We start from the raw sequence: 15768 nt of genomic DNA on the forward strand, positions 1-15768 counted from the left end.
TTATGCCTTTTTGCAAACGCAATTTCTTAAAGTATCAATCACTTTTTGCTGCTCTTGAGCGGTGAGTGTCGGGAAAAGTGGCAGAGTGATTGCGTGTTTGTAATAGGATTCTGCGACTTTAAAATCCCCCTTTTTGAATCCAAAATGCGCATAAAAAGGCTGTAAGTGGATTGGGATATAATGCACTTGCGCTCCGATTCCTTCTTCTTGAAGTTTGGCAAATAATTCCCTGCGTTTGATTCCGCTTTTTTTGTTTAACAAAACCACATAAAGATGAAATGCGCTGTAATTATAAGGCGCGACAAAGGGCAGGGTGAGTTCTAAGTCTTTGAGAGATTCGTTATAGGTTCTGACTAATTCGTTGCGCTTTGCCACATAGGCTTCTAATCGTTCTAATTGCGAGATTCCAAGTGCTGCGTGAAGTTCGCTTAAGCGGTAGTTGAATCCTAAAAGTTGTTGTTCATAATACCACGCTCCTGCATTGTCCCCTTTGAATCCCACCATAAAGCTTCCCACGAAATCCTCCGAATCTTTCGTGATTCCGTGACTTCTTAACATTTGCATTTTTCTAACATATTTTGGATTATTAGTTGTTGCGATTCCGCCTTCTGCGCAGGTGATGATTTTCACAGGGTGGAAGCTAAAAATCGTAATATCGCTAAATTTGCAACAACCAATGGGAAGTTCGCGGTAGCTTCCGCCAAGCGCGTGGGAGGCGTCTTCTATGATTTTGAAATGATATTTTTTTGAGAGTTTCCAAATCCTTTTCATATCGCAACTTTGTCCTGCGAAATGCACCGCGACAAGCACTTTTGGCAATTTATGCTTTGGCGTAGATTTTAACTTTTTTTCTAGTTTTCGCGCGTCAAGATTGTAGGTGCGCGGGTGAATCTCTACGAAATCTACTTTTGCGCCACAATAGATTCCGCAATTTGCACTTGCGACAAAGCTATTTGGAGTCGTCCATAGCCAATCTCCTTTGCCTAAACCCAACGCAAGTGCGGCACAATGAAGTGCGGAAGTCGCGCTATTAAAACTCACGCCAAATTCTGCTCCGACTTTTTGGGCGACTTTTTGTTCAAACTCTTGCGTCTTAGGACCTTGTGTGATAAAAGGGGATTTGAGTGTTTCTACAACAGCGTCAATATCAGATTGTGTAATTTCTTGTTTGCCATAAGGAATCATTTGAGTAGCTCCAAAAATTCTTGATTGCTTAGCCATTGCGTGTTTGTCCCAGAATCATAAGAGAATCCACGAGGCACGAGTTTGCCGCTTTCTCCTAATGCGTTCGTGCTAAAGTCTGTGATGAAGCTAAACTGAATCGTAGGGGCAATCACGAAATAGTCTTTAAATTCGTAAGTAATGTGGCTATCATCACTTGGACACATAGTTTCGTGGATTTTCTCTCCCGGGCGGATTCCAATGATTTTGTGCGGGAGATTGGGGGCGAGGGCTTTGGCAACTTCTGTTATTTTCATAGAGGGGATTTTAGGGACGAAAGTTTCGCCGCCTTTCATTCTCTCGAAGTTTTTTAAAACAAAATCCACGCCTTGTTGCAAGGTAATCATAAAGCGCGTCATTTCTGTATCGGTGATTGGAAGTTCTTTTACGCCCTCATTGATGAGCTTTTGGAAAAACGGCACAACCGAACCGCGTGAGCCAATCACATTACCATAACGCACGACAGAAAAGCGGGTTTTACGACTTCCTGCGATATTGTTTGCTGCGACAAAAAGCTTATCACTTGCTAATTTTGTCGCACCATAGAGGTTGATGGGGTTTGCGGCTTTGTCGGTAGAGAGCGCAATCACCTTTGAGATTCCGTTTGCAAGTGCAGCGGAGATAACATTTTGCGCTCCATAAATGTTGGTTTTGATACATTCGGTGGGGTTGTATTCGGCTGCAGGAACTTGCTTGAGTGCTGCGGCATGGATAATATAATCAATCCCAATTGTGGCTTCTTTGAGCCTATTTTCATCGCGCACATCGCCCAAAAAATATCGCATACAAGGCGCGTTATAAGTTTGCGCCATTTCGTATTGTTTTAGCTCATCACGAGAGAAAATAACGATTTTTTTGGGTTTATAGCGTCGGAGTAGTGTTTGCGTGTAGCATTTGCCAAAACTCCCTGTGCCACCAGTGATTAAAATGCTTTTGTCGTTAAACATAAGGATTCCTTAAGTCAATTAGGATAAAGTGAATGCCAAATTATAGCAGGTTTCTGTGAGAGTTCATGCAAGATATGCAGAGATTCTATCGTAGAGTTTTGGAATCCTTATTGTTGGGTGGCGCAAAGTCATTTGCAAAGCCCTTTAGGAGACTTTAGCAAACAGCAACGCGCTCTTGGCTTAGCTTGTAATTGTGGCAAATTCTATTGAAGTTTGGATTCTACTCCCCAAACACTCGCTGGAAGATAGAATCTACATTCTTAGTATAATAGCTAAATTCAAAGCATTCTTTAATCGCTTCTTGCCCGATTAAACCCACAAGTTCGGAATCTGCAAGGAGATATTGCAAATATAGCGATTCGCCTCTCTCATTCACCGCCGCCTTGCCCTCTTGCAAATCCGCCCATACTTTCATCGCATTGCGTTGCACGATTTTATAGGCATCTTCTCGGCTCACACCCTTTTTGGGGAGCTCTAGTAAGATTCTTTGTGAGAACACCAAACCACCGGTTAAATTAAGATTTTTCATCATATTTTTAGGATAGATGACAAGCTTTTCTATCAAGCCTTTAAGCCTACAAAGCATAAAGTCTGTGGTGATAAAGCTATCAGGCAAGATAAATCGCTCGACACTTGAGTGGCTAATATCCCGCTCATGCCACAATGCGACATTTTCCATCGCAGGGATTGCAAAACTTCGTATCATACGACAAAGCCCTGTGATGTTTTCACTTAGCACAGGATTGCGCTTATGTGGCATCGCACTACTGCCCTTTTGCCCCTCGCTAAAATACTCCTCTGCCTCATACACTTCGGTGCGTTGCAAATGCCGAATCTCCACAGCGATTTTCTCACAACTGCTTGCAAGAAGTGCTAAATCACTCATAAGCCTTGCGTATCTATCCCTTTGAATCACTTGATTACTCACCGGTGCGGCTTTAAGTCCTAGATTTTCACACACAAGCTCTTCAAGCTCTAGTGGTGTATGGGCAAGATTCCCCATTGCTCCGCTTAATTGTCCTACTGAAATCACTTCTAGCGTGGATTCTAATGCCTCTAAATGCCGCCGCATCTCATCATACCATATCGCACAGACAAGCCCAAAGGTAATCGGTTCGCCGTGGATTCCATGACTGCGTCCCACCATTAAAGTATCTTTATGTTCTATTGCGCGTGTTTTTATGGCTTCACGCAAAGCCTTGACATCTTCAATGATGATTTTCAAAGAATCCCGCATTTGCAATGCCACAGCGGTATCAATACAATCACTTGAAGTGATACCATAATGAAACCACCGCGACTCTTCACCCAAAGATTCTGCGACACTTGTGGTAAAAGCGATTAAATCGTGCTTTGTAACTGCCTCAATTTCATCAATCCTTGCAATGTCAAACTTCGCATTCTTACAGATTTTCTCACAATCAGAATCTGGGATTAATCCTAACTTATTCCACCCACGCACTAATGCTTTCTCTACCTCTAACCACGCGGAATACTTCGCATTCATATCCCATAGCTTTTTCATTTCCTCTCGCGCGTATCGTTCTACCATTTTTACTCCTTTAAAATAAATTTCCTTTAGCGGGTTTTGTCTTCATAAATCTTGCTTATCCAACCCAAAAAACCGGGTCCATAGCTTAGGTTAAAATTAAAATAATAATCCCGCGCAAGGGTTAGAGAATCTAAGGAAGTTTCATTTTTATAATGCCCTCTTAACTCTTCTTTGATAATCGCGTAAGTCTCTTTTGTGGGTTCAAGCGTATAGAGTTCATCATAAAGTTTTAGAGAATCTGCGCATAAAACTTGCCAAAAATTTACCAAAATATCAAAAATATCAAAGGCTTTGACTTCTAAATCTAGCTCAACTGCGCTTGCAATCTCTACGCTTCCTCCACCCATAAATGGTGAAATCAGCCTTTTAATATCATCGGGGAAATGCTCTACTATCAATCCAACCGCTAATGACTTCCCCCCGCCATAGCGCAAAGGGCTTTTAGAATAGCGTTTGTAAGCTAGGGATTTGCCTCTAAGGGAATGCAAAAAAGAGTTTTTAAGGCTAGAATCTCGCCCTGCGTCTTCTAATTCTTGTAAATTATAAAAATCAAATAAAGATTGTTTTTTCGTCAATTATGTTACCTTAAGATATTGTCCCGCAAAAATTATAACAAATTTGCATTAAAGATATTGTTTTCATAAATTTTAAAAACATTGCTAATTTTGCCTTGTTTCTTTTTGCTTTTTAAATTTATGTTAAAATATCCTAACATAATCCTACTTAAAGTTGCCCAATGCCTTTTATTGTAAAAGAATTTGCGATTCCAACCCCCACGAAAGCCTATCAAGCTTTAATGCAGATTCTGCATTGCAATATGGCGCAATCCCAAAGATATATCAACAAGGGCAAGGTGATTTATCAAGGCAAAGTGCTTGGCAATAGCGAAAAATCAAAGATTCTACAAGATAGTGTAAGTGTTGTTGTTTTTCAACCCAATTCCATTGGGTTAAAGCCGCTTTTTGAAAACGCAGATTTCTCGATTTTTAACAAACCTGCAAAAATGCTAATCCACCCTAAAGGCAGATTTGCACACCATAGCTTGATAGATGAGATTCGCGCACTCTATGGGGAGGAGGCGAGTTTGACACATAGGATTGACAAAGAAACAAGCGGGTTAGTGCTTGTTGGCAAACATAAGAAAAGCGTAGGCGAACTCGGAGAGCATTTCGCGCAAAACGCAATCACAAAGGAATATCTAGCGTTAGTGCGTGGGAGTTTGAGCCAAAGCAAATTCGGCGGGAGGGATTTTTGCCTTTCTTTGCCACTTGCTACACAGCCTAAAGGCGGGGATTTATGTGTGCGTTCTGTTTATTTTGGCGCATTAGATTCTAGTGCGCTAAAGTTCAAGGAAGCAAAAAGTGCGTTTGAAATGCTTGGATTGGTGGAGGATTCCAAAGGAGCGCATTATACTTTGCTAAAAGTGTATCCAAAAACCGGGCGCACACATCAGATAAGAGTGCATTTATCCGCGCTTGGATTTCCGATTCTTGGCGACCCGCTTTATGGTGCGCAAGATTGCCATAGCAGAGAATATTTAGACGCAGAGTTTATCTCTCCGCAACAAGAAGAATCGCAATTCTCTATGCCGACAGAGGAAGACAACAACCAAGAATCTTGCAATATTGGCTTAAGTGATGCCAAACGCTTGGAATATTTTGGAGCAACGCGCCTAATGCTACACGCTTATGCTTTGAAGTTTGAATATCATGGTAAAACTTATCATTTTAAAAGCGGTGAAAATTTTGAGATTGTTTGAGATTGCGCCAACTTCTCGCAAGGACACAAGAAAATCCAACCCGCATGACGAAAGGGTTGCCATTACGCATTGCATTATCTAGCGTCATTGCAAGAGATTCGTAAAATCTCGTGGCAATCTACGATACAAAACTTCAGGAGATTTCGCAATGGAATTTTTTGGCGGGATTCCAAATTATGGATTGCCACATCAGCTCCGCTTCCTCGAAAAAACGCCAAATAACGCGCCTCGTAGAATCCCAAAATAAGTTATTCTTCCTCTAGGTTTTTTATGGCGGATTCAATGCGTTCTTTTGTGCCTTGTATGCCAAGAGCCGCCATTAAAGGCGCGATTCCAACACCTCCGGGCGTTCCCAATAAAGCAAAACGCAAAGGCATAAAGAGAGTTTTTGTCTTGATTCCTTGAAAATCAGCGAAAGTCGCGATTTCTGATTCCGCATCTTGCACATTTTCAAAAGATTTTTTCAAGGATTCCAAATAAATCATAAATTCTCTTAAAAGATGAATATTCTCATCATTTCGGACTTTTTGGCGCATTTTCTCATCATACATTATCACAGGAGCTAAACAAGCATTGAGAATCTCTACAAACTCTAGCAAAGTCTTAGAACGCTCTTTGATTTCAGGATAGAGAATCTCTTGCACACATTGCACTGGGATTTGCGCACCATAAAAAGGCAAAAGTGCGTTGAGTTGTTCAAAGCTTAATGTGTGAAGATAATGCCCATTAAGCCACAATAACTTTTCTTGGCTGTAAGCAGAGGGTGCGCTATTTAAGCTGTTGGGGTTGAAAAAGTCTAACATTTCTTGCATAGAAAAAATTTCTTGGTCTCCATGGCTCCAGCCTAGGCGCACGAGGAAATTTAATAAGGCTTGAGGCAAAAAGCCTAGATTTTTGTATTCCATTACACTCATTGCACCATCGCGTTTACTTAGTTTTTGTCCTTGCGGGTTTAGAATCATTGGCACATGATAGAATCGCGGAATCACGAAATTTAAAGCTTGGTAAAGAATGATTTGCTTAGGCGTGTTGCTTAAATGATCATCGCCGCGAATCACATCTGTTACTCCCATTAATGCGTCGTCAATGGTTACAACAAAGTTATAAGTCGGTGTGCCATCGCTACGCGCAATGATAAAATCATCTAATTCTTTTGCCCCAACTCTGACTTCTCCCTTGACGCCATCAAGAAAGCATATTTCTCCTTCTAGTGGAGCTTTGATTCGCACGACAGGTTTTATTCCCTCTGGAGGTGCGCCATTAAAATCACGATAGCGATTATCGTATTTCCAAACTTGCCCTCTAGCCTCTGCTTCTTTGCGATTCTTATCTAACTCTTCTTTTTGCATATAGCAATAATACGCTTTGCCCTCTTTGATGAGGCGGTCAATGTATTTTTGATAGAGTGGGAATCTTTGGCTTTGATAGACGACTTCGCCATCATAATCCATACCCACCCAATTAAAGGCTTGAATGATCGCTTCTTTGGCGTCTGTTGAATTACGCGCTAAATCGGTATCTTCAATGCGCAACAAAAACTTCCCGCCATTAGCTCTTGCATAGAGATAGTTAAAAAGTGCAGTGCGCAATCCACCAATATGTAAATATCCTGTGGGAGAAGGTGCGAATCTCGTGATGATTTTGCTCATAGTATTCCTTAAGAAATGAATGTAATGTGTGCAATCTTAACGCTTAAAGATTGATAAAATGAATTTAGAAACATTGGGTTATTTTAATGTTTCAATATACGCTCCAATGTCTTCCATATCGCGTTTTGTGTAGCGTTGTGCTACTTGATTTTTAACAAAGCGAGATTGTCCTTCAAAACTTTGATTTTGGTAAGTTTTGATTTCACTTGCAATATCGTCTAGCTTCCAAGTATTAATAGGGGGTTTGCTTGCTGTGCGGATTTCGGCTTTTTTTCCATGGCAGTTTGCACAATCCCTATCATAAAGCCTTTTGCCATTTTCTACATCATGCCCTCTGGTGTTTGAAGCTACCGAGCCTGTGCCTAAAAGGCTATCTAAAAAACTTCTCTCTTGCAGTGTCAAATCCGCATCTTCACGCACTACTTTAATATCCTTTGAGCCTAGATTTTTGGAGTATTTTTGCAAAATCGCCTTGATTTCCTCTCCAAATTCGCCTTTTAGTTCAAAACATACGCATTCATTTGCATTGCTTATGCCGCTTAAGATTGCTATACAAGAAAGAGTTGATAGAATTTTTTTCATTCTAGGATTCCTTACATTTAATATTAATAGCGCAATTTTGCCTAAAATTTATTAATTTTTGGTTTAAAGTTAAAAGCTACTTTAGCTAGGATAGTTTATAATTACTTTGCCTAAGTGAAGCGCATTTCTTTTACTTTGGAGTCCAACAGAATTAAGTATTGCTGGTTGTATAGTTGGCTTTGTGTGATGGTGTTTTCGCTTGAGTCTCTTAAATTGAGACGAGAATCTGCCGCCTAATAAGCTACTTATGGCTGGAATCGTTGCCTATTTTTGGGCTACACAAACAAGTAACGCTCACTCGGGTTTTTTGGTAGTTTATGGATTCAACAAATGCAGAATCTAATATGTTTTTGTTTTTAAGTTTTTACAAAGAATCTTGAAATTTTAAAAACAAAAATACTCTTTGTAAGGTTGTAGAATGGAAATAGTGATCGTAGGAAGTGGTGGGCGTGAATATTCAATCGGACTTGCATTACAAAAAGAATGCAGGATTGATGGAATCTATTTTTATCCCGGAAATGGCGCGACAAGCAAACTTGGCAAAAATATTGATTTTGCAAATTATCAAGAGTTTGTTGATTTTGCGCTAACCCAAAGAATCGGGCTTGTTATTATCGGTCCTGAAGCACCTTTAGTAGAGGGTTTGGCGGATATGTTGCGCGAGAATGGAATCTTAGTCTTTGGTCCAAGCGCAAAGGCGGCGCGTTTGGAGGGTTCTAAGGCTTATATGAAAGAATTTGCTAAGACCTACGGAATCCCTACGGCGCGTTTTATACAAACGCAAGATTATGTGGAATCCTGCAAGTTTATTGAATCGCTGAATCTCCCAATTGTCGTTAAAGCCGATGGTCTATGCGCGGGTAAGGGAGTGATTATCGCGCAAAGCTATGAAGAAGCCAAAAATGCGGCGAAAGAAATGTTAGAGGGCAAAAGTTTCGGGGATTCTGGCAAAACAATCGTGATAGAAGAGTTTTTAGACGGATTTGAATTGTCTGTTTTTGCAATGTGCGATGGCAAGGATTTCATTGTGCTTCCTGCCGCGCAAGATCATAAGCGTCTTTTGGACTATGATAAAGGTCCAAATACCGGTGGAATGGGAGCGTATGCACCTGCACCCTTGGCAACTCCCGAGATTCTTAAAGAAGTGGAATCTACGATTATTATCCCAACGCTTGAAGGTATGGAAAAAGAGGGGAATCCCTTTAGTGGCACTTTGTTTTGCGGGATTATGGTTGTCAAAAACAAGCCTTATTTGCTAGAGTTTAATGTCCGCTTTGGAGACCCTGAATGTGAAGTGTTAATGCCGCTGTTTAAAGAGGGTTTGTTGGATTGTTTTTTGGCGTGTGCAAGAGGGGATTTGAATAAAGTGCGTTTTGAATTAGAATCCAAATTTTGTGTTGGAGTTGTGGTGGCTTCTAAAGACTATCCTTATAAAAGTTCTGAAAAAGAAAAAATCACAATAGAAGATTTAGAGGATAATGTGCAATCCCATATTAGCTTTGCTGGAGTGAGCAAAAAGGAAGAGGATTTGTTGGCAAGTGGTGGGCGTGTGCTTGTATGTGTGGGCAAAGGAGAAAATGTGCAAGACGCACTCCAAAAAGCTTACAAAAGAGTGGAATCCGTGAAATTTAAGGGTATGCAATACCGCAAAGATATTGCTTATCAAGCTTTAAAAAAATAGTGTTGGCACAATGGTAGATTTTAATAAAATTGAAGAAATTTTAGCGCGTGAGGAGATTCAAACCGCTTCTTATAGTAAGCGGATTATCGCGCATATTATTGATGATTTGCTTTTAAGTATGGTGATTATTGGAATCTTTTGGGATAGCATTATACAAAATGCAGGAAACACAGAAGTGATTTTAGAAATTATTTCTAGCTCATGGTTTATTCTTTATGGTGTTCGGATTCTGTATCATTGGCTTTTTGTGCAATTTTTTGGCGCGAGTATTGGTAAAATTGTCGTTAAGATTCGTGTGATTGAATTGGGATTGTTGGATAATCCAAACTTTAAACAAGCCTTATTGCGTTCTTTGTTTCGCGCATTAAGTGAATTTTTAATCTATCTGCCCTTTATTGTGATTTTTACTAATTCCCTTAAAATGGGGCTTCACGATATGATAGCCAATACCATCGTAGTGGAGTTGAAACCTTATAATGCTTAAGCTATCAAAATTTGGAATCTCATTAGGTGTGGCAACTCTAGCCTTGCTCACCCCGAATCTTTCCTTTGCGCGTCCTTCAGTTCAGCAATTTAATTCACATCAAGAAGCAGTTTTTGAATTTTTGGCTGATGATATGGAATACAGCGAATCCAAAGTGATTGGCAAAGGACACGCGACGGTGATTAATCTAGATTATTTTGTAACCGCCAATGAAGCGACTTATGATACCCAAAGTGGCGAGATTGTCCTAAGTGGCAATGTCAATGCTTACAAGGGCAATGCGCTTTATCTAAGGGCGCAAAATGTCAAGATTAAAATGCAGCAGGATTATTCGTTTTTAGAGCCTTTTTATTTGCAAGATTCTATGAGTGGTTTATGGGTAGATGCCAAAAGTGCACAGTATGATAAAAATGTTTATCAGACAGAGGAGACGACTATCTCTACTTGTAGTGTGAATAATCCGATTTGGCAACTTAAAGCAAGTAGAAGTCAATACGATGTCAATGAAGAATGGCTAAGCGTGTGGAATCCCCGCCTTTGCATTTATGATATGCCTGTGTTGTATTTCCCTTATCTTTCTTTTTCGTTGGGTTATAAACGCAAAAGTGGTTTGCTTTATCCTGTTATCGGTAATTCCAATGATGATGGAATCCTCTATGCGCAACCCATTTTTATCGCGCCAGAGGATTGGTGGGATATGACTTTGACGCCCCAAGTGCGTTCAAAAAGGGGTGTGGGAGTTTATGATGAGATAAGAATCATAGATGATAAAGATGAGATTTTGTGGGCAAACTTCGGATATTTTGGAGACTCCAACAGCTATCAAAAGACTTATGATTTAGAGAATAGAGACCATTTTGGATTCCAGCTTAAATACGAGCGTAAAGATTTATTGACAGAATCGCAAGATTATTTTTATGAAGATGGAATCTATACAGATATTGCACAAGTTAGTGATATTGATTATTTTAGGCTTTCCAATGATGAATTAGAAGATAAAGCGGATTTGCAAGGGAGTTTGCTTACTTCGCGTTTAAATTATTTTATCAAAAGTGAAGCGGATTATATTGGGCTTTATGGGCGTTATTATTCGGATTTGGACAAAACAAGCAATGCAGAGACTTTGCAGACTTTGCCACAAGTGCAATACCACCGCCAAATGGAAAGCTTGTTTTTGGATAATTTGTATTATAGCTTTGATTATCAAGCAAAGAATTTCACGCGACCTATTGGCTATCGTGCGGTGCAACAAGAAGCGCAACTTCCTATAATCTATACGCAGAGTATTTTAGATGATTTTGTGAATCTCTCCGCTTCGCCTGTTTTTTATGGCACACAAATCAATTATAGCAATACAAAGCAAGAGCGTTTAGAAGATGGACGCTATTTCTCACAACATTATCGCTTTAAAGCAAACTCCGATGTGGCGAAGCAATATGAGGATTTTGGGCATACGCTTAGTCTTGAAACTCTTTATATCTTACCCGGTTTTGATGACCAAAAAGGTGATTTTCAAGATATTGTTGTTTTGCCGGGCAATAGACAAGAATTGCAGCTTAGTGCCTCCCAATATTTCTATGATTTGAATAATGTATTAGTGCTTTCTCATCGCATTAGGCAACCCTTTTATTTGGAAGATGACCATAAAACAGGCGAATTAGAAAATGAGATTCAGTATTTTTATAATTATGAGTGGAGTTTTTTGAGCAGTATTTTTTATTCTCATAGAGAAGCAGATATTGCAGAAGCCACGCATCAAGTGCGTTATGATGGAGAGTATTTCAAGGCAAATCTTGGGCATTTTTTGCGAAGAAGTTTTGCAGATGTGGATTGGAATCGCGGGAGATTTGGCGTTGCAAATTATCTAACAGCAGGTTTAGAAAAAGAGTTTGAGGGCATTGACATTTTTGCAAGTGCAGGTTATGATTATAAAGAAAGTTATTTTAAGACTTGGCAAGTAGGATTTGAAACCTCTATTCGTTGCTTCTCTTTTGGGGTTAAATATGTAAGTGAGATTTATCCAACGCTAACAACACGCGGAGCGGAAGCAAAAGATGATAAATATGTGCTTTTTACAATTAAATTCATTCCTTTATTAAGCAGTGATTTGAAAGTTGGAAACTAGGATATTGAATGGGTAATCTAAATAATGGAATCGCAAACGCTATTGGGGGTAATTTCATCGGCAATGCAATGCACTCTATGCGGCGTAAGATTCTTTTTGAGAATCGCAATGACGCATTGCAAAAATTGCTGCACAATATGCCTTTGAGTTTTTTTGAAAAACAAGATTGCGTGGTGGTTGGAATTTCATTTGCGGGAGTGTTTTTCGCGCATCGTTTAGCAGAAGCGATTAAAGCTCCTCTTGCATTTCTTTTTACTTCGCCCATTACTGCGCCCAATAATTCAGAATGTGAAATCGCAATGGCAACAGAAACGCACGATGTTGTGATTAATGATCCTTTAGTGCGTTCCTTTGGGATTAGCTTGGATTATATTTATGGAGAAGTGCAGCGACAATACGAAGATAAGATGTTGCCTTTGATTTATCAATACCGCAAGGGCAATCCTCTGATTTCTCTTAAAGACAAGCGTGTTTTGCTCGTAGATGAGGGGATTGATAGTGGTTTGACTGCACTTGCTTCTATTAAATCCGTGATTACCCTACAAGCAAAAACCGTGCATTTTGCGTGTCCTGTCGCTCCCATAGATGTAGCCGAAGTAATGGATGAAGCAACCGATGGGATTTTTTGTCTCTATCGGTCTAAAAATTTTGTAGATATTGGATATTATTACAAAGATTATCCTGCCATAGAATCTTCGGTGATTGAAGAGATTTTTAATAACATACGACCATAAAAATTTAAGGAGAAGAAATGGGTGAAGCGAGAATAATGTTTTTAGACAAAGAAGAAAAATATATTTTTGATAAGTTTGCCAAACAAGCAAGTGGAAGCGTGTATTATCAAAGTGGCAATAATGTTTTATTGGCAACCGTTGCGATTGATGAGGATTGTATTGTAGAAGAAGACTTTTTGCCTCTTACCGTGCAATACATAGAAAAAGCTTATGCGGCAGGGAAGTTTCCCGGAGGGTATGTCAAAAGAGAAGCGAAGCCTAGCGATTTTGAAACACTCACAGCAAGGATTATAGATCGCAGTTTGCGCCCATTGTTTTCTAAAAACTATTGTTATCCGACGCAAATCACGATTCTAGTTTTGAGTGCGGATAATGACGCAGATTTGCAGATTTTGGCTTTAAACGCCGCAAGTGCTGCTTTGTATGTTTCCGAGATTCCGCTTAAATTCCCTGTAAATGGCGTGAGAATCGGCAGAATCGGAGAAGAATTTGTCGTCAATCCAAGCCTTAAAGAACAAGAGCAAAGCACACTAGATTTGCTAGTTAGTGGCGTTAATGAGGATTTGTTGATGATTGAAATGCGCACTTTTGGCGGAATCAAAGTCAAGCCATCAAGCAATCCTTTGAGTTTAATGACGACTTTAAACGAAGAAAGCATTACTTCTTTTAGCGCAAATGAACTAGAAGAAAATCAGCTCATAGAGGCTTTAGAGATTGCACGCACACACATTTCTAAAAAAAGCCAATCAATCGTGCAATCCTTTGAAGCATTTGTGAAACCTGCTTTGGAATTGGGCGAGGGACGCAAAAGCTTTGTATGTGAGGGAATAGAAAGCTTTATTTGTCAACAATATCTAGAATCTTTGCGCAAGATTATTGAATCTCTATCTAAAACAGAGAGACATAGCCAACTTAAGGCGTTTGCTAAGAAAATAGCGCAGGATTGGAAAGCGCAGAATCCTAACGACATAGAATCGCTAGAACAGCGCGTAGAAGAAACGCTAGATAAAGTGAAGCGTAATTTGATTCGTCAAATGATTTTAGAAGAGGGCAAACGCGCAGATGGGAGAGGCTTGAAAGAAGTGCGTCCTATTAGCATTGAAACGAATCTCTTGCCCAAAGCACATTCAAGTGCGCTTTTCACACGAGGACAGACACAAGCTCTTGTTGTTTGCACACTCGGGGGGGATATGGACGCACAGAATTATGAGTTGCTAACAGAAAAAACAACCTCCAAAGAGCGTTTTATGGTGCATTACAATTTCCCTCCTTTTAGTGTGGGTGAAGCAAGTAGTATCGGAGCGACAGGAAGACGCGAATTAGGGCATGGCAATCTTGCTAAACGCGCTTTAGAATGTAGTCTTATTTATCGCGATTCTAAAACGATTCGTTTAGTTTCTGAAATTTTAGAATCCAATGGTTCTTCTTCTATGGCAAGTGTGTGCGGGGGTTCTTTGGCTTTAGCGGCAGCGGATATTGAATGCACTTCGTTGATTGCTGGGGTTGCTATGGGGCTTGTATGTGAGGGGGAAAAATACGCAATTTTAACCGACATTATGGGCTTAGAAGACCACGATGGAGATATGGATTTCAAAGTCGCAGGGAGTGCTGAAGGAATCACGGCATTGCAAATGGATATTAAACTCGGTGGCTTAAAAACCGAGATTCTTAAAAACGCATTATTTCAGGCAAAAGAGGCGCGTTTGCATATTTTGGGATTAATGGAAGAAGCAAAGCGCAAAATCGTCTTAAATACAGAATCTCTACCTAGCTCACAGATTTTTGCAATCCACCCAAGCAAGATTGTAGAAGTCATCGGACAAGCAGGAAAAACGATTAAAGAAATTATTGAAAAATTTGAAGTTGTGATTGACTTAAATCGTGATAATGGCGAAGTCAAAGTCAGCGGTGGGAATAAAGAAAAGGTTGATGCAGCAAAAGAACACATCATCAATATCGCAAATTCCAAAGAAAGCAAACCCAATATCTACGAGCTTTATCAAGTGGGAGATATTTACACAGGCAGGGTTAAAAAAATCGTAGAATTTGGCGCGTTTGTGGAGTTGCCGCATCATTATGATGGGTTGCTGCATATCTCTAAAGTAACGCACAATAGAAACGAAAAAATTAGTGATTATTTAAAAGAGGGCGATGAGGTGCGCGTAGAAGTGCTATCATTGAATAAAAACAAAGTAGAATTAGGGCTTTTAGACTAGCTTAAATTAAACAAAATTTTAGCTAAACGCGTTATAATTACGCCTTACAAAGTGATGAGTAGAGGACGGATTCGAAAGGACTTTGAAAATTTTAAGGAGAAAAAATGAAAAAATTACTTTTTGTATTTTTTGCATTGGCTAGTGTGGCGTTTGCTGCTGAGGGTAGCGAAATGTTATTGTCTTATTCTGCGATTGCAGCAGGTGTAGGTTTGGGTCTTGCAGCACTTGGTGGTGCGATTGGTATGGGTAATACAGCATCTGCGACAATTTCTGGTATGGCTAGAAATCCCGGCGTTGGCGGTAAATTAATGACAACAATGTTTATTGCATTGGCGATGATTGAAGCGCAAGTTATCTATGCTCTTGTTGTTGTATTTATTCTCTTCTACGCAAACCCATTCGTGGGCTAATGAATAATATTTGCCTTAAGGGGAAACCCTTAAAGGCTGTGCGCTGGTGGTGGAATGGTAGACACACCATCTTGAGGGGGTGGCGGGGCGACCCGTGCGAGTTCAAGTCTCGCTCAGCGCACCATCTTTCAAATTCTTCTATTTTTTTATGAATCATTTTTTATATCGGTAGATTCCTTTGCTTTTTTGTTGTAATCATTGCAGATTTTGTGGCAGTTGCAATATTGTCTTATTATGCGTTATTGCGAGAATTTGTTAGACTTTGTGGTGTGTAATTTGTGAAACATTTACCTACACTTGCAAACCTATAATACAGAATCTCGCCATCGTGAAATCTTCTTTTATTTGAAGTTATGGATTGCTTTGGCTTCGCCTCGCAATAACGACAGGGTGGAATTGCAATGTGCT

Annotated in this window: 13 protein-coding genes, 1 tRNA gene and 1 pseudogene; 8 read left to right on the forward strand and 7 right to left on the reverse strand. The window is 39.9% G+C overall.

Features of this window, described 5'->3' with window-relative positions:
• The 4 genes and pseudogenes from pseC to LS69_RS01220 all read right to left on the reverse strand — a co-directional run.
• Window positions 1-1221, reverse strand: coding sequence for a UDP-4-amino-4,6-dideoxy-N-acetyl-beta-L-altrosamine transaminase (gene pseC, locus LS69_RS01205; protein ID WP_238699051.1), 1221 nt, complete (start codon window positions 1219-1221; stop codon window positions 1-3).
• A complete protein-coding gene (gene pseB / locus LS69_RS01210) occupies window positions 1182-2168 on the reverse strand; it encodes a UDP-N-acetylglucosamine 4,6-dehydratase (inverting) (RefSeq protein ID WP_138121553.1) in 987 nt (328 codons plus the stop codon). Before pseB ends, pseC begins: the two co-directional genes overlap by 40 nt.
• A gap of 220 nt (window positions 2169-2388) precedes the next feature.
• Window positions 2389-3720: an adenylosuccinate lyase gene (gene purB / locus LS69_RS01215; protein WP_138121554.1), complete on the reverse strand. Its 1332-nt coding sequence runs from the start codon at window positions 3718-3720 to the stop codon at window positions 2389-2391.
• Between the two features lie 29 nt (window positions 3721-3749).
• Window positions 3750-4208: pseudogene (locus LS69_RS01220) on the reverse strand (DNA adenine methylase); the annotation flags it as partial.
• Between the two features lie 248 nt (window positions 4209-4456).
• Between LS69_RS01220 and LS69_RS01225 the strand changes: the two are divergent.
• Window positions 4457-5479, forward strand: coding sequence for an RluA family pseudouridine synthase (locus tag LS69_RS01225; RefSeq protein ID WP_238699052.1), 1023 nt, complete (start codon window positions 4457-4459; stop codon window positions 5477-5479).
• Between the two features lie 74 nt (window positions 5480-5553).
• On the opposite strand, the gene LS69_RS10280 is transcribed toward LS69_RS01225, so the two are convergent.
• From LS69_RS10280 to LS69_RS01235, 3 genes are all read right to left on the reverse strand, one after another.
• Complete coding sequence (locus tag LS69_RS10280; protein WP_194145366.1) at window positions 5554-5697, reverse strand: hypothetical protein; 144 nt, start codon at window positions 5695-5697, stop codon at window positions 5554-5556.
• 30 nt (window positions 5698-5727) lie between these two features.
• On the reverse strand, window positions 5728-7128 hold the full coding sequence (gltX, locus tag LS69_RS01230; protein WP_138121556.1) for a glutamate--tRNA ligase: 1401 nt from the start codon (window positions 7126-7128) through the stop codon (window positions 5728-5730).
• A 78-nt stretch (window positions 7129-7206) separates the two neighbouring features.
• Window positions 7207-7710: a c-type cytochrome gene (locus LS69_RS01235; protein ID WP_138121557.1), complete on the reverse strand. Its 504-nt coding sequence runs from the start codon at window positions 7708-7710 to the stop codon at window positions 7207-7209.
• A gap of 418 nt (window positions 7711-8128) precedes the next feature.
• Here LS69_RS01235 and purD point away from each other — a divergent pair, with 418 nt between their 5' ends.
• From purD to LS69_RS01270, 7 genes are all read left to right on the forward strand, one after another.
• A complete protein-coding gene (gene purD / locus LS69_RS01240; protein ID WP_138121558.1) occupies window positions 8129-9391 on the forward strand; it encodes a phosphoribosylamine--glycine ligase in 1263 nt (420 codons plus the stop codon).
• Between the two features lie 10 nt (window positions 9392-9401).
• Window positions 9402-9875: an RDD family protein gene (locus LS69_RS01245; protein WP_138121559.1), complete on the forward strand. Its 474-nt coding sequence runs from the start codon at window positions 9402-9404 to the stop codon at window positions 9873-9875.
• Window positions 9868-12000, forward strand: a complete 2133-nt coding sequence (gene lptD, locus LS69_RS01250) for an LPS assembly protein LptD (RefSeq protein WP_138121560.1) — start codon at window positions 9868-9870, stop codon at window positions 11998-12000. Before LS69_RS01245 ends, lptD begins: the two co-directional genes overlap by 8 nt.
• Before the next feature lie 8 nt (window positions 12001-12008).
• Window positions 12009-12734 (forward strand): phosphoribosyltransferase family protein, encoded by a 726-nt coding sequence (locus LS69_RS01255; protein ID WP_238699053.1) that lies wholly within the window; start codon window positions 12009-12011, stop codon window positions 12732-12734.
• 17 nt (window positions 12735-12751) lie between these two features.
• On the forward strand, window positions 12752-14950 hold the full coding sequence (locus LS69_RS01260) for a polyribonucleotide nucleotidyltransferase (protein WP_138121561.1): 2199 nt from the start codon (window positions 12752-12754) through the stop codon (window positions 14948-14950).
• A gap of 104 nt (window positions 14951-15054) precedes the next feature.
• On the forward strand, window positions 15055-15360 hold the full coding sequence (locus LS69_RS01265) for a F0F1 ATP synthase subunit C (RefSeq protein WP_138121562.1): 306 nt from the start codon (window positions 15055-15057) through the stop codon (window positions 15358-15360).
• 40 nt (window positions 15361-15400) lie between these two features.
• Window positions 15401-15484: transfer RNA gene (locus LS69_RS01270), tRNA-Leu, on the forward strand.
• The last annotated feature ends 284 nt before the right edge of the window (window positions 15485-15768 follow it).

Source organism: Helicobacter sp. MIT 05-5294 (assembly GCF_000765675.1).
GTDB lineage: Bacteria > Campylobacterota > Campylobacteria > Campylobacterales > Helicobacteraceae > Helicobacter_D.

What these genes read in the sequence shown, in the direction of transcription:
- pseC (WP_238699051.1), bottom strand. Translation starts at nt 1,221, where the DNA reads ATGGCTAAGCAATCAAGAATTTTTGGAGCTACTCAAATGATTCCTTAT.
- pseB (WP_138121553.1), bottom strand. Translation starts at nt 2,168, where the DNA reads ATGTTTAACGACAAAAGCATTTTAATCACTGGTGGCACAGGGAGTTTT.
- purB (WP_138121554.1), bottom strand. Translation starts at nt 3,720, where the DNA reads ATGGTAGAACGATACGCGCGAGAGGAAATGAAAAAGCTATGGGATATG.
- LS69_RS01225 (WP_238699052.1), top strand. Translation starts at nt 4,457, where the DNA reads ATGCCTTTTATTGTAAAAGAATTTGCGATTCCAACCCCCACGAAAGCC.
- gltX (WP_138121556.1), bottom strand. Translation starts at nt 7,128, where the DNA reads ATGAGCAAAATCATCACGAGATTCGCACCTTCTCCCACAGGATATTTA.
- LS69_RS01235 (WP_138121557.1), bottom strand. Translation starts at nt 7,710, where the DNA reads ATGAAAAAAATTCTATCAACTCTTTCTTGTATAGCAATCTTAAGCGGC.
- purD (WP_138121558.1), top strand. Translation starts at nt 8,129, where the DNA reads ATGGAAATAGTGATCGTAGGAAGTGGTGGGCGTGAATATTCAATCGGA.
- LS69_RS01245 (WP_138121559.1), top strand. Translation starts at nt 9,402, where the DNA reads ATGGTAGATTTTAATAAAATTGAAGAAATTTTAGCGCGTGAGGAGATT.
- lptD (WP_138121560.1), top strand. Translation starts at nt 9,868, where the DNA reads ATGCTTAAGCTATCAAAATTTGGAATCTCATTAGGTGTGGCAACTCTA.
- LS69_RS01255 (WP_238699053.1), top strand. Translation starts at nt 12,009, where the DNA reads ATGGGTAATCTAAATAATGGAATCGCAAACGCTATTGGGGGTAATTTC.
- LS69_RS01260 (WP_138121561.1), top strand. Translation starts at nt 12,752, where the DNA reads ATGGGTGAAGCGAGAATAATGTTTTTAGACAAAGAAGAAAAATATATT.
- LS69_RS01265 (WP_138121562.1), top strand. Translation starts at nt 15,055, where the DNA reads ATGAAAAAATTACTTTTTGTATTTTTTGCATTGGCTAGTGTGGCGTTT.